Here is a 24,585-nt window from a genome sequence, read left to right as displayed (position 1 = left end):
TCTTACCCTTATTGGATTCGATTAAGTTGTGAAAGTTGATTGCATCCTTGCCTTTCAGTATTGGCGTTTTTTTAATGGGTTTAGCCATCAGGTGACATTTAAATCAAACAATGTTAAAATTTCTCTGATGCAAAAATAAGAATAATGGCGAATACAAAATAATGCGCAGACAGGAAATTCATTATCAGTTTGTTAATGCCATTGGGCTGCTGATAAGAATATTGCCATGCGCCGGGGGCGCCGGCTGTTGCCGGGTCAGTACTACGATGAAGTTGTTCGCTCCCCATTCCTCCACCAGTCCTTTCCCGATAAAACCGGCGCCGCCGGCGATGACAATATTCCTGCTTTTCATGTTATAGAGATTTCTGAAAGTTTTGAAATAAGAGGTTATAATGAACCCCTGCCGGTGACCGTCAAAAAATAATCAGCGGATCACCTTCATAAGGGTGCTGTAAAACCAGTTTTCTTCTGATTTGATGAACGCATTCAGTGCACTGTCTGTCTGATGCGCGAACTTCTGGATGTTCTGCATGGTTTCCCGGAATGCGCGTACCTGTTTATCTTTCGGGTCGCCCTCTACTTTATTCAGCTGGAGGAGGACTTTCAGGATGGGATCGAGTTCGCGTTTTTTCCGTTCCCGGGCAATGGCGGTGCCCACTTTCCAGATATCTTTCTCAGCGATGAAGAACTCTTTTCTTTCGCCGGGTACGAGTACTTTTTCCACGATTCCCCAGTTCATCAGTTCCCGCACGTTCATGTTAACGTTGCCGCGGGAAATGTCGAGGCCGCCCATAATGTCTTCCGCACTCAGTGGATCAGGCGCTATCAGCAGCAGCGCATGAATCTGGGCCATGGTCCGGTTCACACCCCATTGGGCGCCCAGTAATCCCCAGGTCTGGATGAACTGCGCTTTGGCTTCTGGCAATTTCATATTTCAAATGTAGGGAAGGTTTTTGAACTTTCAAAAGTTTTTGAAAATTAATTGTGGGAAGGGTAATGAGGTAGCGGTACATTGACAGCCGTTAAGGCACTCTGCCTGTACAGAAATCATATTTACTGTTTACTGCTGTCTTACTTATGGTTTACTGTGCCATAACTGAAAGTATACCTGTAGGTATATTCAGGGGTACAATATCGTATATAGTCCGCTACTGTACCGGGTTTCATCCTGTTTAAGTATGCTTTGAGTACCATTAAGTACCCTTTAACCCTTCTTTATATACGGAGTAACTACGTATTAACCCACTATTAATCTCCCGTTTCACCCATAAAACAAAAGCGCCTCCCGGGGTGGGGAGGCGCTGTATGGCAGTTAAGTTTGTATCTGGTTATACCAGCATGTTCACCGGGTTCTCGAGGAAGCTCTTCACGGTAACGAGGAAGCGGGCTCCTACAGCACCATCCACCGTACGGTGGTCGCAGCTGAGGGTTACTTTCATTACGTTGGTGGTTTTGAACTGTCCTTTTTCGGCGATCACGATCTCTTTGATGGCGCCAACTGCGAGGATGGCGGAATCGGGGGAGTTGATGATGGCGGTGAACTGCTCGATGCCCATCATACCCAGGTTAGATACCGTGAAGGTATTACCGGCGTAATCGTTAGGCTGGAGTTTTTTGTTCTTCGCTTTGTCGTTGAGGGTTTTGGTCTCAGCGGCGATCTGCGAGAAGCTTTTCTGGTCTGCGAAGCGGATAACGGGTACAATCAGGCCTTCTTCCACAGCTACGGCGGAGCCGATGTGGATGTGCTGGTTGTAACGGATCACGTCGCCTCTCCAGCTGCTGTTCACGTCAGGATGCTGGCGGAGGGCCATAGCACAGGCCTTGATCACCATATCGTTGAAGGAAACTTTAGCGGGGGAGATTTTATTGATGGCTTCGCGGGCTGCCATGGCATTGTCCATGTTAATTTCCATGGTCAGGTAGAAGTGCGGCGCCTGGAACTTGCTTTCGGTAAGGCGGCGGGCGATAGCCTTGCGCATCTGGCTTACAGGCACTTCATTGAAGCTTTCCTGGCCAACGGGGGCAAAGGCAGCTACCTGCGGAGCGGGAGCACCTGCTGCAGGAGCAGGGGCCGGAGCAGCGGCGGGTGCAGCTTTACCGGGTACGAAATTGTCCACATCGCGTTTAACGATACGGCCATTGTCGCCGGAACCGGGTACCTGGTTGATATCGATTCCTTTATCTTCAGCGAGTTTACGTGCGAGGGGAGAAGCTTTTACGCGGCCGTCGGCAGATGCGGCGGCAGCGGCAGGCTCAGCTGTTGCTGCGGCTGCTGCGGGGGCTGCTTCAGGTTGTGCTGCTGCGGGAGCTGCGGCGCCTCCTGAGGTTTCTGCGGCGAGGATGGCATCTACATTAGTGCCTTTCTTACCAACAATGGCGATGATGCCATTTACTTTGGCTACCTGGCCTTCGGGGATACCAACGTGCAGCAGGGTGCCGTCAGCATATCCGATCACTTCCATGGTTGCCTTATCGGTTTCCACTTCTGCGAGAACGTCATCAGATTTCACGGTGTCGCCCACTTTTTTATTCCATGCCACGATCTTTCCTTCGGTCATGGTATCGCTCAGGAGCGGCATGCGGATCACGGTTGCATCTTTGAGTGCGGCTTCCAGCGCGCCTTTGTCTACTGCAGGAGCTGCAGCAGCTGCGGGAGCGGCTTCGGCTTTAGGGGCGGGAGCAGCGGCAGCAGGAGCGGCTTTCGCACCTCCGTTACCGTCCAGGAGCGACTTAAAGTCTTCCCCGGGCTTACCCACAATGGCGATGATCTCATTCACCTTTGCGGCTTTGCCTTTTTCCACACCGATATATAAAATGGTGCCATCCACATAGGGCATAACCTCCATGGTGGCCTTGTCGGTTTCCACTTCAGCAATAACATCGTCCGATTTAACGGTATCGCCTACCTTTTTATGCCATTCCGCAATCACCCCTTCTGTCATCGTATCACTTAAAAGGGGCATTCTGATAACTTCTGCCATAGTGTTTCTTCGAAATTTTGCCCAAACCTACAAGTTTTTGCGCAGAAACGCAAAGGATGCAGTGTCCGGGAGTTTAAAAATAGTCGTTCCTGAATGGAATAATATATTAAAAATCGAGCTCCATGTTGAGCCGGTCTCTCAGATCCTTTACCAGCGGGTATTTTTCCATCATCCGTACAAATTGTTCTTTGCTGGAGAGGGGTACCGGGCCGGTATCTACCTCTGCCTGACGGGATTCGTCGAGCGCAAGGGTCAGCACCAGGTCTTTATTCCGGAATTTCTGTTTGAAGAACTCGGATATTTCGAGCTTCTCTTCTTCCATAAACCGGTACTGCACGATGTTCCTGCTGGTAATCCTGATTTCCTCAGGGCCCTGCAGCTCGGTTTGTGCCAGCTGGAGGTTACCTACCACGGTCATTTTATTGGCCTGGCGGAACCGGTCGATGAACTCGTCCCAGTAAACGGCTACTGCCCCTGCTGTAAGGGGGATGGATTCTTTGGGAACATCTGCCTTTTGCTGCTGTTTGGCCGCCAGGGCTTCCTTCATGGCGGCAAGGCCGGTCAATTTAGGAGTAGCGCCATTCCCTGCTGCAGGAGTTGCCGGCCTGGGTGAGCTCCCTGTATTACCTGCTGCCGGCATGGATGCCGTTTGAACAGGAGGAGGAACGGCGGCAGGCTTGGGCTGTGCCGGAGCGGGTGCGCTGGCCTGTGCAGGCTGGGGCGCACCGGATTCTATGGTAAGCCGCGGTTCGGGCGGCGTTATTGTTTTAGTGGTAGCGGGTTTGCCGTAGATCGGCGTGGGGAGGGGAACCCTCAGGCGTTGTGGCGTTCCTTCAGGAATCAAGTTTTTTTTTACCACTTCGCCCGTCTGCTCATTGCTGACAAGCGTTACCGCCTGCTGGAGGTAGCACAGCCGGATAAGGGCCATTTCCACATGGAGGCGCTTGTTGCGGGCCATGCGGTACCCGATCTCGGTATCATTCAGCAATTGCAGAGCCGTAACGAGGAAGGGTGCACTGAGGCGACCGCTCATTTGCCGGTAACGGTCTTTCAGATTGGTACTTACCTCCATGAGGTGAAGCACCTTATCGTCCTTGCAAACCAACAGGTTACGCAGGAACTCAGCGAGGCCGCCGAGGAAGTTATCACCTTCGAAGCCCTTCTGAAGTATTTCGTCGAATATGAGGAGGGAACCTGCTATATCCTGCACAAGTACGCCGTCCATGATCCGGAAGAAGTAGTCGTAATCGAGGATATTGAGGTGCTCAAGGGTATTTTGATAAGTCAGCTGTCCGCCCGTAAAGCTCACAATCTTATCGAGGGTGCTGAGGGAGTCGCGCATACACCCGTCGGTTTTCTGGGCGATGAGGTGCAGGGCATCCGGCTCGGCGGAGAGGTGCTCTTTGGAAACGATTCCCTGCAGGTGGTCTACCGTATCCTGGATAGTGATACGGCGGAAGTCGAAGATCTGGCACCGGGAAAGGATGGTGGGGAGGATCTTGTGTTTTTCGGTGGTAGCGAGGATGAAGATGGCATATGAAGGCGGTTCTTCCAGCGTTTTCAGGAACGCATTGAAGGCCGACGAGCTGAGCATGTGCACCTCATCTATGATATATATCTTGTATTTACCGGCCTGTGGGGCAAAGCGCACCTGGTCTACCAGGGTCCGGATATCGTCTACAGAGTTATTGGAAGCGGCATCCAGCTCGTGGATATTGAAGGAAGCGCCATCGTTGAAGGTACGGCAGGAGTCGCACTGGTCGCAGGCTTCCCCATCGGGCTGGAGGTTTTCGCAGTTGATGGTTTTAGCGAGGATCCTGGCGCAGGTAGTTTTACCCACCCCTCTGGGTCCGCAAAACAGGAATGCATGCGCCAGCTGGTTATTGCGGATGGCGTTTTTAAGGGTAGTGGTGATGTGGGCTTGCCCAACCACCGTAGAGAAGTTCTGCGGGCGGTATTTCCGGGCCGATACAATAAAATTTTCCATGATGGGAGTCGCTCCTTTCCAAAAGCCGAAAGTAACGCAAAAAATAAGAAGTAAAAAGTTGTAAAACGAAAACCGGCCATAGCGGCCGGTTTGAAAGAATTATGCTAGCGTCGGGTGCCTGTGGAATTCCCGCTGCCGGTCAAACAGATAGCGGTAAGTGGTGAGCTTCCGGCTATGGAAGCCTCCCAGGCTCTCGGCTACATTCAGCATTTTAGGGTTCCAGTCGCCTACCCATTGCATTTCGTAATGGTCGTACCGGCCAAGGGCCTGTATAACCTTGGCTCCTTCCACGATCATATAGGAATCTACCCCCTTACCCTGAAACTCGGGCACCACGCCAAACACGATACCTGTGAACTTGCGGCAGGAGCCTGTCATTTTCAACCATAAGAACTGCAGCTTTTGCAAAAGCCCGAATTTACCGTGCATATGCTTGAAATACTGGTTGAGGTCGGGCAGGTTGAGCCAGCAGGCAATAGGTTCATCGTTGTAATATACGAACCAGATCACCTGCTCATCAATTACCGGCTTCATTTTCTTAAAAAGTATAATGGCCTGTTCCTTACTCATCTCCTTATTCCCCCCGTGGCCTGCCCAGGCTTTGTTATAGACAGTCACAAAGTCGATGGCATACTTCTCCAGCTGGTCCTTTTTGAGGTGCCGGGCAGAGAAGGCGGGGTCTGCCGCTATGTTGCCATGGCGGATATGGAACTTATCCTTCAGAATTACATTAATGTGCAGCCCGAAACATATCTGATGGAAAAACGGCTTGAATCCGTAAGATTCGAAGAGGGTTTGGTAGAAGGGAGGATTGTAGTTCATCCCGAAGGGAGGCTCCACATATCCTTCTACCTGAAGGCCCCACCAGCGGTCCCGGTCTCCGAAATTAATGGGACCGTCCATCGCTTCCATTCCTTTTTCTGCCAGCCAGGCCCTGGCCGTGTCAAAGAGGAGGTTGGCAGCCTGCTGGTCGTTGATGCAGTCGAAAAAGCCACAGCCTCCCACGGGAAACTCGTCGCCCATCGTCTTATACCGCTTATTGACAAAAGCGGCGATACGGCCTGTTAACCTGCCGGATTCGTCTTGCATCACCCATCGGATGCATTCCCCGAAACGGAAGGTTTTATTCTTCTTCGGGTCGAAGACGTCTTCAATATCCTTGTCAAGCGGTTGTATCCAACCTTCCTTGTCCTGATTCAACAGTACGTGTACCTGAAGGAACGCCCGGGCTGTTTTTTCGTCGTTTACCGGAATAATTTTCATCTGGGCCATGGGTGCAAAAATAAAATATAATAGAATCCGTTATTCACCCGGACAAATTTTTGATGAGCAAACAGGAGAAAAAGGCATTCGTCCCATTCAATTTACCTTTAGAATTGCAAAGTATTCCCTTCACAACAATTAACTTTTCGTTTAGCTTTCCCCGATTATTTTTATGGAATAATTGAGCCCGTGCATCCCGTTATAGCCGCCACCCGGGCGGTTGCGCATTTGATACCTGAAACTATAGCTTTTTATATACCCTTGATTCATACCACACACGCACCGCTATGCTAAAGAAAAAATGGTGGCTATTTGCCGCACTGTTTATTGTTTGTGCCTTGATAGGCTTCTTTGTTTTCGGCAAAAAAGCCGAAGGCCCCGGCGCCCGTGCTTCCGTTAAAAAGGAGATGTTCCGGGATGTAGTGGCCAGTCCGGGTGAACTGATGGCCGAGAACACCGTATACATCCAGGCGCCGCCCCTGCAATCGAATCAGATATATGAAGAGGTGAAGATACAGGATATGGTGGCAGAAGGTATCACCGTGAAGGAAGGCGATTATATCGCCACCCTCGATCCTGCGGTGGTTAACAAAAAGATCGGTGACGTGCGTATGGAACTGGACAGGGCATTAACCACGCTGTCTCAAACCGCACTCGATACCACGCTGCAGCTCCGCGAATCGCGGGATGCCATTACCAACATGGTGTTTTCGCTGGAACAGAAGCAGATTGCCCTGCAGCTCAGCAAATATGAACCTCCGGCCACCATCCGCCAGGCAGAGCTGGATCTTGAAAAGGCGAAGCGCGACCTCGACCAGCTCGAAGAGAAGCACAAGATCAAAGAACGGCAAAGCATCGCCAGGATGGAACAGGCTAACCGCGATGTGGCTCGCCATCAGAATAACCTCAGTAACCTGGAAGATCTGAAAGGCAAGTTCACCATCAAAGCACCCAAAAACGGACTGCTGGTATATGTAAACGACTGGTCGCAGGGCGGAAAGAAGAAGTCCGGCTCCTCCATCCGCAGCTGGGATCCCAACCTCGCCATGCTGCCCGACCTTTCCAGCATGCTTTCCAAAACATACATCAACGAAGTAGATATCAGCAAGATCAAGAAAGGTCAAACCGTTGCCATGGGCCTGGATGCCTTCCCTGAAGTGAAGCTCTCCGGCATCGTTACCTCCGTTGCCAACATCGGCGAAAACAGACCGGGTTCCAATGCAAAGGTGTTTGAGGTCATGATAAAACTGGAGAAGGTAGACTCTATCCTCAAACCCGGCATGACCACATCCAATAACATCCTCATCAATCAGATCCCCGACAAGCTTACCATTCCGCTGGAAAGCGTGTTCAGCGAAAAGTCGCAAAGCTATGTTTACATCCGCCGCGGCAATACTATTGAGAAGCGTGAGGTGAAGCTGGGTAAGAGCAACGACGAAGTGGTGATCGTGGAAAAAGGACTTGCAGCAGGAGATGAAGTTTTCATGTCGGAGCCTGCATCTGCAAAAGATCACACTATCGTACCCATTAAATAACCCCATCAAATCCGCCACACATGCAGTCATTATGGGGTACCCGTAATTCAAATAACCTGCGCATAGCGCTCGACTCTCTCGTGGCCAACCGGCTGCGGTCTTTCCTCACCGCGTTAGGCATCATCTTCGGTGTTGGCGCAGTAATAGCCATGCTGGCTATAGGCCGGGGCGCCAAGGAAGAGATCATGAACCAGATGAAACTGGTAGGTGTAAACAACATCGTCATCAAACCCGTTACGGAGAAAAAAGAAGAGGAAGAAAAAGAAGGGACGGAACAGAAGAAAACGGGTGGACAGGAACAGAAAGCCAAATTCTCCAAAGGCCTCAGTCTGGCCGATGCGCATTCCATTCTGAAGATGGTGCCCACCGTGGAAGCCATCAGCGCAGAGATGATCCTCGACCAGGATGTGATCTATCAAAGCAAAAGTAAAAAACTGAAAACGGTAGGTGTGGAGCCTTCGTTCTTTTTACTCAATAACATCGGGCTGGCTGAAGGCCGCATGTTCAATGATATGCAACTCGCTACCGGCGATGGAGTGTGTATCATCGGCGCCGGTGTAAAGCGGAAATTCTTCCTCTCTGAAGACCCAATCGGCAAAGATATCAAGTGCGGGCAGCAATGGCTCCGGGTGATAGGGGTGACGGATGAAAAGCTCATCAGCAGCGCCACCAAAGAGAACCTGGGTATCCGCGATTACAATATGGATGTATACATTCCTATCCAGACAGCGCTGGTCCGTTACCGTAACCCTGCTTTCAAGATATCGGAAAACCAGTGGCAGCGCGATGATAATCCCGTGCCCACACATCAGCTGGATCAGTTGATCGTGAAGGTGCGTGATCCGGAGCAGCTCACGGAGTCTGCCGGTATCATCAGCCGCATGCTGAAGAGGAGGCACTCCGAAGTGGAGGATTTTGAAGTAACCATCCCGGAACAGCTCCTGAAGCAGCAGCAGAAAACCAAAGACGTGTTCAACATCGTACTGAGCGCCATCGCAGGCATCTCGCTGCTGGTTGGCGGTATCGGTATCATGAACATCATGCTGGCTTCCGTTCTGGAACGTACCAAAGAGATCGGTATCCGCATGGCACTGGGTGCACAGAAGAGCGATATTGTGATGCAGTTCCTCTTCGAAGCAGTTCTGATCAGCCTTTGCGGTGGTATTATCGGCATCCTGCTCGGTGTGGCCGGCGCTTATTTTGTGGATAAGGTGGCAGATATCAAAACCATCATTTCCGCTATTTCCATCCTCTTATCCTTTGTGCTGGCATCTTCCGTGGGACTGATCTTCGGGATCTCCCCCGCACGGAAGGCTGCCAATCAGAACCCTATAGAATGTTTACGCCATGCTTAGAAAGTCGATTCTGGCCGCAATAACTGCGGCCGCCATGATACCCAATACATCCCATGCCCAGCAAAAACTGAATCTGAAGGATGTGATTACGATGGCGCAGCGCAACTCGCCATCTTACTACCGCGCACAAAGCCGTGCCCTCAATTCCCTGTACGCTTACCGCTTTTTCCGGTCCGGACAAATGCCGCAGCTGGTATTGAACTTCACCAACAGCAGCAGTCCTTTCGGGGAAACCGTAGAGGTATTGCAGCCCGACGGGAAGATCGAATACATCCGCCGTAAAACATCCAATACCTCACTGGGACTGGGATTGCGGCAGAACGTTCCCTGGACGGGCGGTAACTTCTCCGTTCGTTCGGACCTCAACCGGTTCGATGTATTCGGAGACCTTTCTTCACAAAACTATCTGGCCACGCCGTTTTCCATTAACTATAACCAGCCGTCTATTGTCTTTAACCCGTACCGCTGGGAGCGTATGATCGCACCTATTGCGTATGATGAAAGCAAGCGGCAGTATGTGGAGGACCTCGAAGTAGTGGGGCTCGACGGGGCGTCTTATTTCTTCGCCGCCCTCAGTGCGCAGGTGCAGGTGAGAATTTATGAGCAAAACGTAGCCAATACCGATACTTTGTATAAAATCTCCAAAGGCCGCTTCGACCTTGGGAAGATCGCGGAGAACGAGCTGCTGCAGATAGAACTGAGCCTGCTGAACGCACGCAATACACTGGAACAGTATAACCTGCAGCAGGAGATAGCGTACCAGGAACTGAAGCGGTTTCTCAACATGCCCAAGGATGCCGATATTAAACTGGACCTGCCGGATGTGGTGCCCCAGTTTGATGTGCCGCTGGACAAAGCAGTTGCAGAAGCCAGCAGCAATCGCCAGAGCGTATTGGAATTCCGCCGCCGCCGGCTGGAGGCCAACCGTGATGTGGCGCAGGCAAAAGCATCCAGCGGATATGAATTTAACCTGCAGGCTCAATTAGGCCAGCGTAATAACGACGAGAAGCTGCGGAAGGCTTATGCAGGGGGAGAGGTACAACAGAACCTCAGTGTAGGTGTAGGTATACCCATTATGGACTGGGGCCGCGCCAAATACCGTGTGCGCCAGGCTAAAGCCAACCGCGATCTCATTGAGATAGACGTACAGCAGGAAGAAAGGAAGTTTGAGCAGGAAGTGTTCCTCCAGACCCAACAGTTCAATATTCAGAAGCGGGTACTGTCCAGCGCCGCCAAAGCGGATACCATTGCCGGGTTGCGCTATGAGATCACCAAGCAGCGTTACCTGATCGGCAAAATCAGTATCACGGATCTTAACCTTGCCCAGCAGGAGAAAGATCAGGCTACCCAATCGTTCATCAGCGCCCTGCGCAACTTCTGGAACAATTACTACACCGTGCGCCGCCTTACGCTGTATGATTTTGAGAAGCAGGAGAAGATCAGGTACGAATTCGACGAAAAGTAAAACGGAACCATACATTTACCCATGCCGGATTTTCGACAGTCGAAATCCGGCATTATTTTTTCTGTAAGAGGCGATATGCGCCCAAACTGGATTATGATCGCTGCTTTATCCGTGCTGGCCGTGGCTCTGGGTATCAAATCCTGCCACGACTATAACCGCTCCCGCCAATTACTGCGGGTGAATGCCGGGCTCATCCGCGAGAACAAAGAACTGAAAGACAGGCTGCAGCTTAGTAGCCGTACTACCCGGCAGATTGCCGACAGGAAAGATATGCAGCTGCAAATGCAGGCCACCTTCGTAGACCGCCGCGAGTATTTCCGGCGCAACTGGAAGCAATACATCACCCTGCACACGGGAGATTACAAAACCGGGTTCCTTGGAGGCATAAAGAACCTGGAGATTACCTTGCGGAACCAGACGGAATATCCCATAGACAATGCGGTGGTAGTGGTAGAATACCTCCGTGGCAACGGTGCGGTGTTCAAATCGGAGCCATACACCATCCATAATATCCCCGAAAAGGGCTCGCGAACCATTCAGGCCAGTAATTCCCGGAAGGGCACGAAAGTGAACATCCGCCTCATGAGTGTAACCAGTCAGCCCATGAACTTCTGCTGGTCTGTTGATAAACGGGCACTCCCGGGAGATGAAGATCCCTGGGCCTGTGTACCCAAGGCTAAACCGGCGGATACGCTGCAGAAATAATTATCCTTAAACATACATGAGAAAGGAGGCCCCATTTGGTGGCCTCCTTTTTTCTGTCATTTACTTTTAATCAGCGTTTGCTTTTCAGTTCCACTTTCCCGAATTCGGAGCCATCATCTTTCAGCATTACCAGCTTCAGGTCTTTCTCCGTGGCTTTTACTTTGATAAGGGTACGGTTGCCGTCTTTGGGCCCGCCACCGATCACGATCGGGTAGGAGTGCTGGCCTTTAACGGGCTGGTGGATACCCATTCTGTGAGTGTGCCCGGCAATGAAAAGGTCGATACCCGCTTTCTCGAAGGTGTCCCCGAACATTTCGCGGCAGTGCATGGGGCCGTGCCAGTCGCCCGAGTAATAATGCGGAATATGCATCATTACCACCCGGAACTTGGCTTTCTTAAAAGCAGGGGAGGCAACGATCCTTTTCAGGTTCTCGGCCTGTTCGCGGCGGTATTCATCGAAATTCACGATGCCGGCATAAACGGGGTGGTCGTCCGGTTTATCTTCCCCGGTATCGAGCACGGTGAAGTGAACGGGGCCCCAGGTACGGTCGAAAACATACTCGCCATCGAAGTAATTGGCCAGCTCCCGGCGGTATTTGCCACGGGTTTCGTGGTTGCCGCGGGTGAATATGAAGGGTTTGGTGGAAGCGAAGGCTTTACCTGCCGGGGCCAGGAGGTGGTCTATGATCTGCTTCTCATCTTCCTGGTAATCAAACACATCACCGTTAAAGAACACAAAGTCGTAAGGGTCTTTGTTCAGCCCGGTGAGGTGGGGGATGGATTCAGGGCGGTCGTGTATATCGTTCATTACCAGCCAGGACACTTCGGCGGGTTTAAGGGCCGGGGTGGTGAAGGTGAAGATGTCGGAAGTGATAGTGTCGCCATAGGTGAGTTTATACGGCCTGAACTCCGCGATCTCCTTAGAATGAACCCGGTAATGATAGGTGGTACCGGGTTTAAGTCCGGAGAGGCGTATGCGGTGGAGGTTGTTGTAGGAGTCTACGATACCGGCGCTGGCGTGGCGGGCGGTGGAGCCGAGGGCTGCTGTTTCCCCGTATTCCACCCAGCTGTAGGTGGGCTTGTTGCTGAGCCACATTACGGTCATGCCGTTGGGCATGGGGTGCTGGAGGTAGGGTTGGCAGAGGAAGGCGTGTTCCCCCGGGGCGGGGGCTTCATCTGCCGGATTGGCGGCAATGGCAGTTGCGGCGGTGAGGGCGCCGGGCGTAAGGGCGGCTGCGCCGAACAGGCCGGCTTTTGTCAGATTGCCGAGGAATTTCCTGCGTGGAAGGGTAGGCTTATCGTTATGCATGCTTAAAGAGTATTATGGCCTTAAAAATAAGTTGCACCTTTGGGAAATGCCAACTTATTGAGTGTAATTAATATATATTTGTTTCCTCCGCGTGAAAACTGACGAAAATCAGCCTAAATCAAATTCCCGGAATTTTGGGTTTTCAGGCTTCAATGATTACCTTTGCGCGAAATTTTGCATTAGCACATTTTACTTGCGTACTATAAACAACTAACAAATATGCCTAATACAGGTAAGATCAAACAAATCATCGGTCCCGTTGTGGACGTGCATTTTGAAGGAAAATTGCCGGAAATTTACAACGCGCTTGAGCTCACCCGTGAAAACGGCCAGAAGGTGATTCTGGAGGTTCAGCAGCACCTGGGTGAAGACAGCGTTCGCACCGTAGCCATGGATTCCACTGAGGGTCTGGTACGCGGTATGGCAGTGTCTGACAAAGGTGCTCCTATCAAGATGCCTACCGGTGATGCCATTAAAGGCCGTTTGTTCAACGTGGTGGGCGAGGCTATCGATGGTCTCGGCCAGCTGGACGCTACCAATGGCGCCCCGATCCACCGGATGCCTCCCCGTTTCGAGGACCTGGCAACCGACACCGAAGTGCTGTTTACCGGTATCAAGGTAATTGACCTGATCGAGCCTTATGCAAAAGGTGGTAAAATTGGTCTGTTCGGCGGTGCGGGTGTAGGTAAAACCGTACTGATCCAGGAGCTGATCAACAACATCGCGAAAGGCCACGCCGGTCTCTCCGTATTTGCCGGTGTAGGTGAGCGTACCCGTGAAGGGAACGATCTGATGCGTGAGATGATCGAAGCCAACATCGTTCGCTACGGTGATAAATTTAAAGAATCTATGGAACACGGCGGCTGGGACCTCTCCGCTGTAGACCAGAATGAACTGAAGAACTCACAGGCTACCTTCGTGTTCGGTCAGATGAACGAACCTCCCGGAGCCCGTGCCCGTGTAGCCCTCTCCGGCCTCACCATGGCGGAATACTTCCGTGATGGCGACGGTACTGCAGGCAGCGGCCGCGACATCCTGTTCTTCGTAGATAACATCTTCCGTTTCACCCAGGCAGGTTCCGAAGTATCCGCTCTGCTGGGCCGTATGCCCTCTGCAGTAGGTTACCAGCCTACCCTGGCCACTGAAATGGGTCTGATGCAGGAACGTATCACATCCACCAAAAACGGTTCAATTACCTCCGTACAGGCGGTATATGTACCTGCGGATGACCTGACTGACCCTGCTCCGGCTACTACCTTCTCCCACCTTGACGCTACTACGGTACTTTCCCGTAAGATCGCGGATAAGGGTATCTATCCTGCTGTGGATCCCCTGGATTCTACCAGCCGTATCCTTTCCCCTTCAATCGTGGGTGATTCTCACTACAATACCGCACAACGTGTGAAAATGATCCTCCAGCGCTATAAGGAGCTGCAGGACATCATCGCGATCCTGGGTATGGACGAGCTGAGCGACGATGACAAGCTGACCGTATCCCGCGCACGCCGTGTGGAACGTTTCCTTTCCCAGCCCTTCCACGTAGCAGAGCAGTTCACCGGTCTGAAAGGCGTACTGGTTCCCATCGAGGAAACCATCCGCGGCTTCAATATGATCATGGACGGCGAAGTGGATGAGTATCCGGAAGCTGCCTTTAACCTGGTAGGTACGATCGACGATGCCATCGAAAAAGGCAAGAAACTGCTTGCGGCTGCTACTAAATAAGTGCCGACATCACTAAACCGATTAACATGTTATTGGAAATATTAACACCGGAAAAAAAGCTGTACACAGGAGAAGTATACGGCATCCAGCTGCCGGGCGTAGACGGGTCTTTCGAAGTACTGGACCGCCACGCTCCACTGATTGCTGCCCTGGGTAAAGGCAAAATGAAGGTGCTGAAAGATAAGAGCCATGCGGATCACTACTCCATCGAGGGCGGGTTCGTAGAAGTGCTGAATAACAAGGCGACGGTGCTGGTAGAAGGCGCCACCGCCCAGTAATTCTCAAAGGCTATACATTATAAAGCCGGGCAGTGATGCCCGGCTTTTTTTATGGAATCAGTTGAGTGAGGGATCGATCGGGAAGTTGGCCATCAGTGCGAAGTTGTTACCCAGCTTCTGGAGAGACTGTTTCCAGATCTCCTCTTCATTGCCATTGAAAAGGAGGGGAGGGGTGATGCGGGAGAGTATCCAGCTCTTCTCGTTCAGCTCACCTTCCAGCTGGCCGCTGGCCCATCCGGAGTAGCCGATGAAGAATTTGATCTTCTGCATATCCAGCTCTCCGCGGTTAATGAGTTCCACCACGGTGGCAAAGTCGCCTCCCCAGTAAAGTCCGGGGAAAACCTCGAATCCGCCTTCTATAAGGTCGGGTAGCTGGTGAATGAAGTGAACGGTGTCGAGTTGAACGGGGCCGCCGAAAAAGACGGGTATATTGGGTGTTACCACGGCGGGGATGAGCTCATCCAGTTTATGATCGAACGGGCGGTTTACCACGAAGCCAAAGCTGCCTTCTTCCTGATGTTCACATAGTAAAATCACCGTTCTGGCGAAATTCGGATCTTTCAGGAAGGGGTCCGCAATCAGCAATATTCCAGGCGCAAGTTGTTCCATACCTTATTCCTTAAGCTCTAACCAAATTTAACCAACTCCGGCCAACTATCGGCAATTGGCAGCCTGTTTTTTAGGGGAAAGTATTGCCTGCGACGCAATATGCCCGTTTTTTGTCGCGTCTGCCATTCCTGCATTCCATTGCAGGGAGGTATTTTTGAGATAACAAAACCCGCAATACCCATGGCAAAAACAAACTTTCAATCCGTAGATGAATACATTGCTACTTTTAGCGCAGAAGATCAGGCTGCATTGACGAAAATCCGTAAAGCTATCCAAAAGGCAGCACCCAATGCGGAAGAAGTGATCAGTTACCAGATACCTGCTTACAAGGAAATTGGATATGTGATCTATTTTTCCGGTTTTAAGGAGCATTATTCCCTCGCCTTCCCGCCCCCTTTCACGGTATTTACCGCATTCGCCAAAGAACTGGCCGGATACCAGCAATCTAAAAGCGTGGTGCAGCTGCCTAAAAGCGAACCACTCCCGCTGGAGCTGATAGGCCGTATGGTGAAGTTCCGTTTGGATGAGCAAAAGGCAGCCCCACAGAAAGCTAAGCCTGCAAATAAAGCTGCGGCTAAAGAAAAGGCAACTGGAAAGCCTGCTGCTAAAGCAAAGGCTGCCACAAAAGGGAACGATTCTGCGAAGCCTGCTGCCAATGCAAAGACTGTCACAAAAGGAAAAGCTCCAGCTGCTAAAGCAACTGCGCCCGCTAAGAAGGCCGGGGCTAAATAGAAAGCTCCTGCATAGCATATTACAAATACTGAGGCTGTACATAAAGGGAAGCTGAAGGTGCAGCTAAAACAAAGCGCCTGTAGTGTAACTGCATATCCCAAAAAATCTCCTGCAAGGCTGCTGTATATAGAAAGCCTGAAGCTATCAGTCATCATTCTCGGGATTACTGTGCCCGGTATGCTCCGACGGCTTACGAAGTGCTTTCTGTAACATGGCGTGATGATATTCAATCACACTCCTGTCTGCGTCAGTTTGCCTGCGTTGGAGATAAGCGGCGTGTGCCTTACTAATGTTTTCACGGCTGGCAGAAATCGATATGTTATTATCTACCAGGGCTTTTCGCTTCCTGATCTTCCGGGAAGTAATATATTCATCCAGCCGGATGAGCAAGTAGTAGCAGCACGACTTCAATAATACTGAGCAGGTAGGTGACAGGTATAACAGCCATATTGGGGGAACAGTGCCGGATGCTTCCTGCTCCTGATAATAGTATAGCAAGGACATTCCGCTGAAAATGCCGCCTATTGTAGCTGCCAGCCTCAATTTCAAAGCATTGGGTGGCTGAGGGTTAAAAAACAATGGTCAATGGGTTTAGTGTTTCTGTAATCTTTTCAGGTGATAAGCGTGGTATTGAATGTGGATCTCATGCTGGATTTCCTTCGCTTTCTCAATCCATTCCGGAGGGTTTTCCCGGTGCACATAAAGCCTGACCTTTTTACCGGAGTAGGGCCCGGTGAATTCCTGCATGCTATCCGGATGGCGGTGTGCTATGGCATAGTATACATCACCGTATAGCAGCTCTGCAGATAGTATCAGAATGTAACTCCACATACAATACACGTAGATAAGTGCCCCGGTTACGAAAAATAATGAGTCCATAAGTGGTTTTTTGATTTCGGGTTCAATTTAAAGCCGAAATCAATGCAAAAAATACCACCTCCGAATTCCGGAGATTCCTTTGCTCTAGTTTTGATACTGTTCAACAGGTATATATACCCGAAAGCCTCCAGTGGCCTTCACTCTTCTTTATTATTTATGAATCACATAATCTCCGGAAATCGGGGATATTCTCACCCTGGGCTACGGCAGTTTTTCCACAGTTTCCACAATTCGGTAATATGAAAGGCAATAGGATGTCTTCATCCTGCGTTATGAGTTCCGGCAGCACAAAAAGGGGGGCACGGAATCGTAAGGATTCCATACTGCTGTTTTACAATAAGTTATATTGGGAAGTTGAAGCAATAAAAAAAGGGACCTAGACAGATCCCTTACCATTTTATCAACCAAAATCTAAATCGCTTATGGAACGAATCCACGTCGATGTATGTAGAAAGTTTATTCGCTTCTTTGTATTGTAATCCAGTAGCAAATTTGGTACCAGATCACAGAACAAAGGTATGTAAAGTACACTTAATAACCGCGCAATTTCCCCGTTAAAATTACGTTAAAGTGATGTTTTTTAACAGCAGTGCCCCCCATTGTACTATATACCCCTATAATTTTGTATCACAGTTGCTATAGCAATTACCGTTATAAGGGAGTTTTTTCCCTATATTTATCGTTTCATAGCTTTTCAGAATGTTGCCGTTAAAAAAGATATTTCCTGTCATAATTTCCCTGATTACTCTCTCTCTTCTGGGTATCATCTACATACAGTTTAGCTGGATTCGTAATGCTGCCCACATCAGGAAAGAAGAGAAAGAACAGAAGATGACTGAAGCCGTCCTCGCCGCAGGTAATGAGCTCCTGAGCCGTTCTCTCACTCCCGTTACACGTATTCAGATTGACAGGAATAAAGACGGCGTAGCTTCCGGCAGACTGTCGCTGGATCCTCTCTCCGATAACTTCATCAAACCGCTTATTCCCATCTCCGCACAGGTAGATGTAAATGAAGTTTCTTCCGTACTCCGCAAAGCGATGAAAGAACGGAAACTGGATACCCTCTTCGAGTTCGGTATCGAATCAGGGATTGAAACAGGCACACAGTACAGAACCAGCATCCAGCTTGCATCCCGCCACTTTGTAGAACGCCTCCGCCGCCGGGAAATGGACTCTGCATTATACCAGGAAATCATTGTGCCGCTAGCAGAAAACTTCGCTTCCCCCACCATGGAAGTGCTCCACGTTTTTGTACCGCAAAGCAGCCTCACCGTATTCAAATCCCTCGGGTGGATGATCTTCGGCAGCATCCTGTTCACTATCATCATCGTAACGGCTTTCGCACTCACCATACGCACTATGCTCGGGCAGAAAAAACTCTCTGAAATCAAAAGCGATTTCATCAACAACATGACCCACGAACTCAAAACACCGCTGGCCACTATCTCTCTCGCAATAGACGCCATCGGTAACGAACGTGTCATGGAAAACAAAGAGAAAATCCGCTACTTCTCAGGCATCATCAAGGATGAAAATAAGCGTATGAACAAGCAGGTGGAATCCATCCTCCAATCCGCCCTCATGGAAAAGGAAGAGCTTTCCCCCAACCTGCAGCCTATCGACGTTCACCAGCTCATCACACATACCATCGATAACCTCCGCCTCCAGCTCGACGGCAAAAACGGGCGGGTGGATCTTCAGCTGAATGCCATCCAGCCTATCCTTAAAGCAGACGAAGTGCATTTCTCCAACCTGATCTTCAATCTGCTCGATAATGCTATCAAGTATTCGAAAGACAATCTGGAGATCCGCATCACCACCTCCAACACACGCAAGCATCTCGTCATCTCCATCGCTGATAACGGTATAGGGATGACGCGTGATACCGTATCCCGCATCTTCGAGAAATTCTACCGTGCACACACCGGCAACGTTCACAACGTAAAAGGCTTCGGTCTTGGGCTTAGCTATGTAAAAGCCATCGTGGATGCGCATAAGGGTAAAATTCGCGTGGAAAGCGTTTTAGGAAAGGGGAGCCGTTTTACAATGGAGTTTCCGCAAGAGTAGGTTATCTTTGCGTTGGAAATCAGACCGTAGCAGATCATGTTGTCAGAAAAAGAATTGCACAGATATAAGCATCCGATCGCAGTGCCCGGCATGGGCGTGCAGATGCAGGAGCAACTGAAGAAAGCACGCATCCTCATCATTGGGGCGGGCGGATTGGGAAGCCCCATTGCCCAATACCTCAGCGCTGCCGGCGTGGGAGTGATCGGAATTGCAGATTATGGTGTGGTGCTGGAAGAAGACTTCCACCGTCAGCCACTGTTCAACATGCAGGACCTGCGCAAGCACAAAGCTAAAATGGCTGCCAGCCGCCTCTTCTCCCTCAACCCCTGGAACAAACACTACCCCTTACTGATACAGGTACGCCCCGATAATGCCCTGCAGGTAATTCAGGGATTCGACCTGGTGGTGGACTGCTCACAGCACCGGCCTACCCACCTCGTGGTGAATGATGCGTGTATGCTGGAGGGTAAGCCCTTTGTAATGGGAGAAGTACATAACTGGACGGCCTGGTGGGGCGGGTTCAATATGCTGCCGGTAAATGGCGGGCCTGCTGCCTCTTATCGCTGCAACGAGTTCCTGGTAGATGATTTCCGCAATTTCGATGCCGGTGCCATGGGCGCTACCCATGGTGCAACAGCCCTCCTGATGGTCAATGAGATCATCAAATACCTGGCGGGTGTACCCGGACTAGCAGGGAAATTACATACCTTCAACTACCTGCATCATCAGTTCGAAGTGCGCGACCTCCATTCCGATCCGGCCAAGATACAGGGCGTGAAGGATAACGGATTGCTCTCTGCCGACGATTACGGCCTGGAGATCGTTCCGGATGTGGAAGACTGACCCGTTTTTACCCAATACCCCGGTCCTGTATGGTTTATTACATCCTCGCCGGTTATATCATTGTCATCGTACTGGTTTTCATTATCCAGGACCGCTTCATCTGGAAGCCGGAAAAACTACGCCCCGATTTCATCTTCCGTTACGACCAGCCTTTCGAAGAGCTCTTTTTCGATCCCGAACCCGGAGTAAGGCTGAATGGACTGCATTTTACCGTGGAAGCGCCGCGGGGGCTGCTCCTTTACTTCCATGGCAATACCCGCAGCATCAAAGGTTGGGGGAAGTATGCCCGCGATTATACCCGCCACGGGTATGATGTATTAATGGTGGATTACAGGGGCTTCGGGAAAAGTACCGGCAGGCGCACGGAGTCTCAGCTGCTGAAAGATGCCCAGTTTGTATACGATGCCCAGCTGGCAAAGTACCCGGAAAGCCATATGCTCGTTTACGGGCGGAGCATGGGAAGCGGCTTTGCAGTGAAGCTGGCCTGCGATAACCGGCCCCGTTACTGCATCCTTCACGCACCATATTACAGTTTTACCCGCGTCGTCAAACGTTTTTTGCCTATTTTACCGGTAACATGGGTGTTGAAGTACCACCTCCGCGCCGATCAATGGATCCGCAAGGTGAACTGTCATACCTACATCCTGCACGGAACGAAAGACAGGCTGATCCCTATCCGGCACAGTGAAAGCCTCCGCGATCTGAATCCCGGAAAGGTGACGCTGATACGCATTAAAGGAGGAGGGCACAACAATCTTTCGTCTTTCCCGGAATACCATACGTTCATCCGCGACATCCTGCAGGAGTAGCCACCCCTTTAAAAACAAACCAATGCCGCAGCTGACCGCCATACTTAAGCATCTCAAAACCATCGCCATCTGGGCTATCGCCGTGTACCTGGCAGCAGGTATCGGACTGTATTTTGTACAGGACAGGCTGCTGTTTCATCCGGAAGTGCTGCCGGCCAATTACCAGTATAAGTTCGATGTACCCTTCCAGGAGATGCTGATCCCGGTGAATAAGAAAGTGAAGCTGAGTGCGGTATTGTTCAAAGCGGAGCGGCCAAGGGGGATGGTGCTGTATTTCCATGGGAATTCAGCCAATATTAACCGGTATGCGAAGTATATGCCCAATTTTACCCGGAACGGGTATGATGTGCTGATTATGGATTACCGGGAATTCGGGAAAAGCACGGGCCGGCTTACGGAAGAAGCCATGTATGAAGATGCGCTCCTCATGTACAAAGTGGCCCGTACCCGCTTTGCACCTCACCAGATCGTGATATACGGGAAATCTCTCGGAACGGGGATCGCCACCCAGCTGGCATCGGTCCGCGATTGCCGCCGCCTTATACTGGAAACACCCTATTATAATATAGGAGATGTAGCTGCCGAAGCAGCGCCCATCTACCCCTATAGCCTTCTGCTGAAGTTTAAGCTGCCTACCAACGAATACCTCCCTAAAGTAACCGCTCCCGTTGCCATCTTCCATGGTACGGAAGACGAAACGGTGCCCTATGCCTCCGGCATAAAGCTGAAAGCCCACTTCAAACGGGGCGATACCCTGTTTACCATTAAAGACGGGGAGCATAATAACCTGAGCGACTACCCATTCTTCCACCAGAAACTTGATTCCCTGCTGCAGTTATAGCAGCTTTACTGCGTGTTTAGCGCACTTCCGTTAGGGAAACACCGCGGGGGGAAACCTTCAGCTCATGGGGAACACCCATTTTGAGCGCGTAGTTCTCGTCCTGATGCCCTACGGGGAAGTTGTAGCATACGGGGTAATCGTATTCCGCTACCAGGTTCCTGATGATCTCGAACTCCGTTTGCCCGAAGGGGGTATCGGTTTCGCGCGGGTCGGCGAAGGAGCCTACCACGAGACCGGCCAGCTCATCGAGCCATCCTGCCCGTTTGAGGTTATACATCATACGGTCGATATTATAGCGGTATTCGCCGATATCTTCCAGTACGAGAATCCTGCCTTTGGTTTTGGGCTGTGAAGGCGTGCCTGAAACATTGGAAAGGAGGGTGAGGTTACCACCTACAAGGGCTCCGGTGGCTTTGCCGGAACGGTTCATGTCATGCGCGGCTGTGGAATAGCGGCTTCGTTTGCCGGAAAGTGCGTCTCTCAGGCTGGCTACATAGTCATTATCCTTTGTGGAGGAGGAGATGCCGCTGCACATAAGGGTATGCAGGCTGGCGGTTTTATGCTGTTCGAGGAGGTGGGTGTGCAGTACGGTGATGTCGCTGTATCCGCAAAGCCATTTGGGATGCTTGCGGAAGCGGGAAAAGTTGATCCGGTCGAGGATACAAACCATGCCGTATCCGCCACGGCCGAAAAGGATGGCTTTTATCTCTTTATCGTCCAGCATATCCTGGAGTTCTTCGAGCCGGAGCTCGTCCGGAGCGGAGAAATTATGGAAACTGGTACCTACCGTGATACCGAGATGAACCCGGTAGCCCCAGGACCGCAGTACTTCTGCCGCATATTCAGCCGCCTGGAGCTCCATTTTACTACTGGGGCACATAATGCCTATAAGGTCGCCTTTTTTCAGATATGGCGGAATTTTGATCATTCTACAGCGCTTTAGTTTACCTTTGCAGATTAGTAATAAATTCACAAATAACCTGCAATGGGGAACCAAAGTAAGTGTTATTTTCAATTTTTTAACGGAGAATACGCCAATGGAAAAATTTAACAGATACCTGGTGACGGCAGCTTTACCCTATGCCAACGGACCGGTGCACATAGGGCACCTGGCCGGATGCTACCTGCCGTCAGATATTTACGTGCGGTATCTCAGAGCCAGAAAAATGGACGTGAAATTCGTCTGCGGAACCGATGAACATGGTGTGCCTATCACCATCAAGGCGATGCAGGAAAACGTCTCCCCGCAAGATATTGTAGACAAGTACTACGCCGTGATCCGCGACAGCTTCGCGGCCATGGGTATTTCTTTCGATATATTCTCCCGCACCTCCCGCCAGATCCATCACGAAACGGCAGCGGATTTCTTCAAAGTGATGTACGATAAAGGACTGTTCGAAGAAAGAGAGTCCGAGCAATATTTTGATGAAATCAAACAGGTGTTCCTGGCCGACCGCTATATCATCGGTACCTGCCCCAAATGTGGGAACGACCGTGCTTATGGCGACCAGTGCGAGCGCTGCGGCAGTTCGCTCAGTCCGGATGAGCTCATTAACCCCCGCTCCGCCCTCAGCGACGCGGTGCCTGTGAAGCGCAAAACCAAACACTGGTACATGCCGCTGCAGCAGTACGAGCCCTGGCTGAAACAATGGATCCTCGAAGAGCATAAAGAATGGAAGAATAACGTATTCGGCCAATGTAAAAGCTGGCTGGATAACGGGCTGCAAAGCCGTGCCATGACGCGCGACAGTAACTGGGGTATTAAAGTGCCCCTGCCCGATGCAGAAGGTAAAGTACTCTACGTTTGGTTCGACGCGCCTATCGGGTATATTTCCGCCACCAAGGAACTGACCGATAACTGGGCAGATTACTGGTGTAAAGAAGATACACGCCTCGTGCACTTCATCGGGAAAGATAATATCGTGTTCCACTGCATCATCTTCCCGGCGATGCTGAAAGGGCATGGTAACTTCATTGTTCCTGATAACGTACCTGCCAACGAATTCCTCAATATCGAAGGTGAAAAGGTATCTACCTCCCGTAACTGGGCAGTATGGGTACACGATTATATCCAGGATTTCCCCGACCAGCAGGACGTGCTCCGTTACGTACTTTGCTCCACGGCGCCTGAAACCAAAGACAATGACTTTACCTGGAAAGATTTCCAGGACCGCAATAACAACGAGCTGGTAGCTAACCTCGGCAACTTCGTAAACCGTACGATGGTGCTCATGCACAAGCTCTGTGGTGGTAAGGTGCCCCCGATGCATGCTGCTGTGAAAGATGCGGCAGACGATGCCATATTCGCCATGCTGCAGGATGCCAAGCTGAAGATTTCAGAGAACCTGGAAACCTACCGCTTCCGCGATGCACTGTCTGAAGTGATGAACGTGGCACGTGAAGGCAACCGCTATCTGCAGGAAAAACAACCCTGGATTCTGGCTAAAACACCAGAGCTGCAACAGCAGAACCAGCAAGCGATCGACAACTGCCTGCACGTGTGCCTGCAGCTGACGGCTAACCTGGCCATTTTCCTCAATCCCTTCCTGCCGTTTACGGCGCAGAAGATCTGCCATATGCTCAAAGTGGTGGATAAGATGCTGGACTGGGAGAACGCAGGCAGCATGAAGCTGGTAAGCGTTGGTTATTCCCTGCGTCCGCCCGAACTGTTGTTCAAAAAGGTGGAAGACGAACAGGTGGCTGCACAGGTAGAGAAACTGCATGCCGGTCTGAAGAAGTCTGCCGCCGCCGCTGCAACTGCAGCAGCTCCTGTACCCGAAGCAAAGCCTGCCAAGGCGGAGATCCAGTACGATGATTTCGCGAAGCTGGACCTGCGTGCCGGTACCATTACCCATGCAGAAAAGGTGCCTAAAGCTGATAAACTGCTGAAACTCACGGTAGACCTCGGAAGCGAGCAGCGTACTGTAGTATCAGGCATCGCGGAGCACTTTGCGCCGGAAGCCATTATAGGCAGGCAGGTAACGCTGGTGGCCAACCTGGCCCCCCGCAAAATGCGCGGTATCGAAAGCCAGGGCATGATCCTGATGGCAGAAGATAACGGTAAGCTCGTGTTCGTAAACCCCGATGCCCCTGTGGCTCCGGGAAGCGGCATCAGCTGATCCTCAGAAAATAATGTTAAAAGGCCGGCGGATTCGCCGGCCTTTTTCGTTTCAGGCAAGTTTTCAACCGTAAAAAATGCTAAATT

The 24,585-nt window shown here is 51.0% G+C and carries 22 protein-coding genes; 12 read left to right on the top strand and 10 right to left on the bottom strand.

The genetic code is table 11. The features are described from left to right. Positions 1-184 precede the first annotated feature (184 nt). The 5 genes from DEV76_RS25810 to DEV76_RS01620 form a co-directional block, all read right to left on the bottom strand. The gene (locus DEV76_RS25810; protein WP_157962661.1) at positions 185-352 is read right to left on the bottom strand and encodes a hypothetical protein; all 168 of its coding nucleotides are present in this window, start codon (positions 350-352) and stop codon (positions 185-187) included. A 72-nt stretch (positions 353-424) separates the two neighbouring features. Beyond that, positions 425-931: a GbsR/MarR family transcriptional regulator gene (locus tag DEV76_RS01635; RefSeq protein WP_109694439.1), complete on the bottom strand. Its 507-nt coding sequence runs from the start codon at positions 929-931 to the stop codon at positions 425-427. 397 nt (positions 932-1,328) lie between these two features. Beyond that, complete coding sequence (locus DEV76_RS01630; RefSeq protein WP_109694436.1) at positions 1,329-2,981, bottom strand: pyruvate dehydrogenase complex dihydrolipoamide acetyltransferase; 1,653 nt, start codon at positions 2,979-2,981, stop codon at positions 1,329-1,331. 106 nt (positions 2,982-3,087) lie between these two features. Then, on the bottom strand, positions 3,088-4,968 hold the full coding sequence (locus DEV76_RS01625; RefSeq protein WP_109694434.1) for a DNA polymerase III subunit gamma/tau: 1,881 nt from the start codon (positions 4,966-4,968) through the stop codon (positions 3,088-3,090). Between the two features lie 99 nt (positions 4,969-5,067). Further along, complete coding sequence (locus DEV76_RS01620; protein WP_232826846.1) at positions 5,068-6,240, bottom strand: hypothetical protein; 1,173 nt, start codon at positions 6,238-6,240, stop codon at positions 5,068-5,070. Between the two features lie 278 nt (positions 6,241-6,518). Between DEV76_RS01620 and DEV76_RS01615 the strand changes: the two genes are divergently transcribed. The 4 genes from DEV76_RS01615 (at position 6,519) to DEV76_RS01600 (ending at position 11,291) form a co-directional block, all read left to right on the top strand. Beyond that, positions 6,519-7,766 carry an efflux RND transporter periplasmic adaptor subunit gene (locus tag DEV76_RS01615; RefSeq protein WP_109694432.1) on the top strand — a complete coding sequence of 416 codons (1,248 nt, stop codon included), beginning with the start codon at positions 6,519-6,521 and terminating at the stop codon, positions 7,764-7,766. A gap of 20 nt (positions 7,767-7,786) precedes the next feature. Continuing rightward, complete coding sequence (locus DEV76_RS01610; protein ID WP_109694430.1) at positions 7,787-9,121, top strand: ABC transporter permease; 1,335 nt, start codon at positions 7,787-7,789, stop codon at positions 9,119-9,121. Positions 9,122-9,155: 34 nt separating this feature from the next. Continuing rightward, entirely contained in the window at positions 9,156-10,586 is a 1,431-nt protein-coding gene (locus tag DEV76_RS01605) for a TolC family protein (RefSeq protein WP_109695347.1), read from the top strand. 93 nt (positions 10,587-10,679) lie between these two features. Next, a complete protein-coding gene (locus DEV76_RS01600; protein ID WP_109694428.1) occupies positions 10,680-11,291 on the top strand; it encodes a hypothetical protein in 612 nt (203 codons plus the stop codon). A gap of 70 nt (positions 11,292-11,361) precedes the next feature. Here the strand turns inward: DEV76_RS01600 and DEV76_RS01595 are convergent, their stop codons facing one another. Beyond that, positions 11,362-12,600, bottom strand: coding sequence for an FN3 domain-containing metallophosphoesterase family protein (locus tag DEV76_RS01595; RefSeq protein ID WP_109694426.1), 1,239 nt, complete (start codon positions 12,598-12,600; stop codon positions 11,362-11,364). Positions 12,601-12,819: 219 nt separating this feature from the next. Between DEV76_RS01595 and atpD the strand changes: the two genes are divergently transcribed. Both atpD and atpC read left to right on the top strand, forming a co-directional pair. After that, positions 12,820-14,322: a F0F1 ATP synthase subunit beta gene (gene atpD / locus DEV76_RS01590; protein WP_109694424.1), complete on the top strand. Its 1,503-nt coding sequence runs from the start codon at positions 12,820-12,822 to the stop codon at positions 14,320-14,322. A 26-nt stretch (positions 14,323-14,348) separates the two neighbouring features. Next, complete coding sequence (gene atpC, locus DEV76_RS01585; RefSeq protein ID WP_109694422.1) at positions 14,349-14,600, top strand: ATP synthase F1 subunit epsilon; 252 nt, start codon at positions 14,349-14,351, stop codon at positions 14,598-14,600. A 57-nt stretch (positions 14,601-14,657) separates the two neighbouring features. Here the strand turns inward: atpC and DEV76_RS01580 are convergent, their stop codons facing one another. Continuing rightward, positions 14,658-15,209 carry a YqgE/AlgH family protein gene (locus DEV76_RS01580; RefSeq protein ID WP_109694420.1) on the bottom strand — a complete coding sequence of 184 codons (552 nt, stop codon included), beginning with the start codon at positions 15,207-15,209 and terminating at the stop codon, positions 14,658-14,660. A gap of 180 nt (positions 15,210-15,389) precedes the next feature. Here DEV76_RS01580 and DEV76_RS01575 point away from each other — a divergent pair, with 180 nt between their 5' ends. Continuing rightward, positions 15,390-15,941 (top strand): iron chaperone, encoded by a 552-nt coding sequence (locus DEV76_RS01575; protein WP_109694418.1) that lies wholly within the window; start codon positions 15,390-15,392, stop codon positions 15,939-15,941. A gap of 144 nt (positions 15,942-16,085) precedes the next feature. On the opposite strand, the gene DEV76_RS01570 is transcribed toward DEV76_RS01575, so the two are convergent. Further along, on the bottom strand, positions 16,086-16,445 hold the full coding sequence (locus DEV76_RS01570) for a hypothetical protein (RefSeq protein ID WP_157962660.1): 360 nt from the start codon (positions 16,443-16,445) through the stop codon (positions 16,086-16,088). Between the two features lie 87 nt (positions 16,446-16,532). Next, complete coding sequence (locus DEV76_RS01565; protein WP_157962659.1) at positions 16,533-16,820, bottom strand: hypothetical protein; 288 nt, start codon at positions 16,818-16,820, stop codon at positions 16,533-16,535. Positions 16,821-17,519: 699 nt separating this feature from the next. Here DEV76_RS01565 and DEV76_RS01560 point away from each other — a divergent pair. The 4 genes from DEV76_RS01560 to DEV76_RS01545 are packed head-to-tail and all read left to right on the top strand — an operon-like array spanning position 17,520 to position 21,380. Next, positions 17,520-18,887 (top strand): sensor histidine kinase, encoded by a 1,368-nt coding sequence (locus DEV76_RS01560; RefSeq protein ID WP_109694412.1) that lies wholly within the window; start codon positions 17,520-17,522, stop codon positions 18,885-18,887. A gap of 36 nt (positions 18,888-18,923) precedes the next feature. Then, the gene (locus DEV76_RS01555; protein WP_109694410.1) at positions 18,924-19,730 is read left to right on the top strand and encodes a HesA/MoeB/ThiF family protein; all 807 of its coding nucleotides are present in this window, start codon (positions 18,924-18,926) and stop codon (positions 19,728-19,730) included. Positions 19,731-19,759: 29 nt separating this feature from the next. Next, positions 19,760-20,539 (top strand): alpha/beta hydrolase, encoded by a 780-nt coding sequence (locus DEV76_RS01550; protein WP_109694408.1) that lies wholly within the window; start codon positions 19,760-19,762, stop codon positions 20,537-20,539. Positions 20,540-20,561: 22 nt separating this feature from the next. Further along, positions 20,562-21,380 (top strand): alpha/beta hydrolase, encoded by an 819-nt coding sequence (locus DEV76_RS01545; RefSeq protein WP_109694406.1) that lies wholly within the window; start codon positions 20,562-20,564, stop codon positions 21,378-21,380. A 16-nt stretch (positions 21,381-21,396) separates the two neighbouring features. Here DEV76_RS01545 and DEV76_RS01540 read toward each other — a convergent pair whose 3' ends face one another. Beyond that, complete coding sequence (locus tag DEV76_RS01540; RefSeq protein ID WP_198651908.1) at positions 21,397-22,308, bottom strand: S66 peptidase family protein; 912 nt, start codon at positions 22,306-22,308, stop codon at positions 21,397-21,399. A 109-nt stretch (positions 22,309-22,417) separates the two neighbouring features. Between DEV76_RS01540 and metG the strand changes: the two genes are divergently transcribed. Then, positions 22,418-24,499 carry a methionine--tRNA ligase gene (gene metG, locus DEV76_RS01535; RefSeq protein WP_109694404.1) on the top strand — a complete coding sequence of 694 codons (2,082 nt, stop codon included), beginning with the start codon at positions 22,418-22,420 and terminating at the stop codon, positions 24,497-24,499. Positions 24,500-24,585: the final 86 nt, after the last annotated feature.

Origin of the sequence: Chitinophaga deserti (assembly GCF_003149455.1) — a bacterium.
GTDB classification, from domain to species: domain Bacteria; phylum Bacteroidota; class Bacteroidia; order Chitinophagales; family Chitinophagaceae; genus Chitinophaga; species Chitinophaga deserti.
The sequence above is the reverse complement of the archived record's forward strand: the minus strand, read 5'-3'. Positions and strand labels throughout refer to the sequence as shown.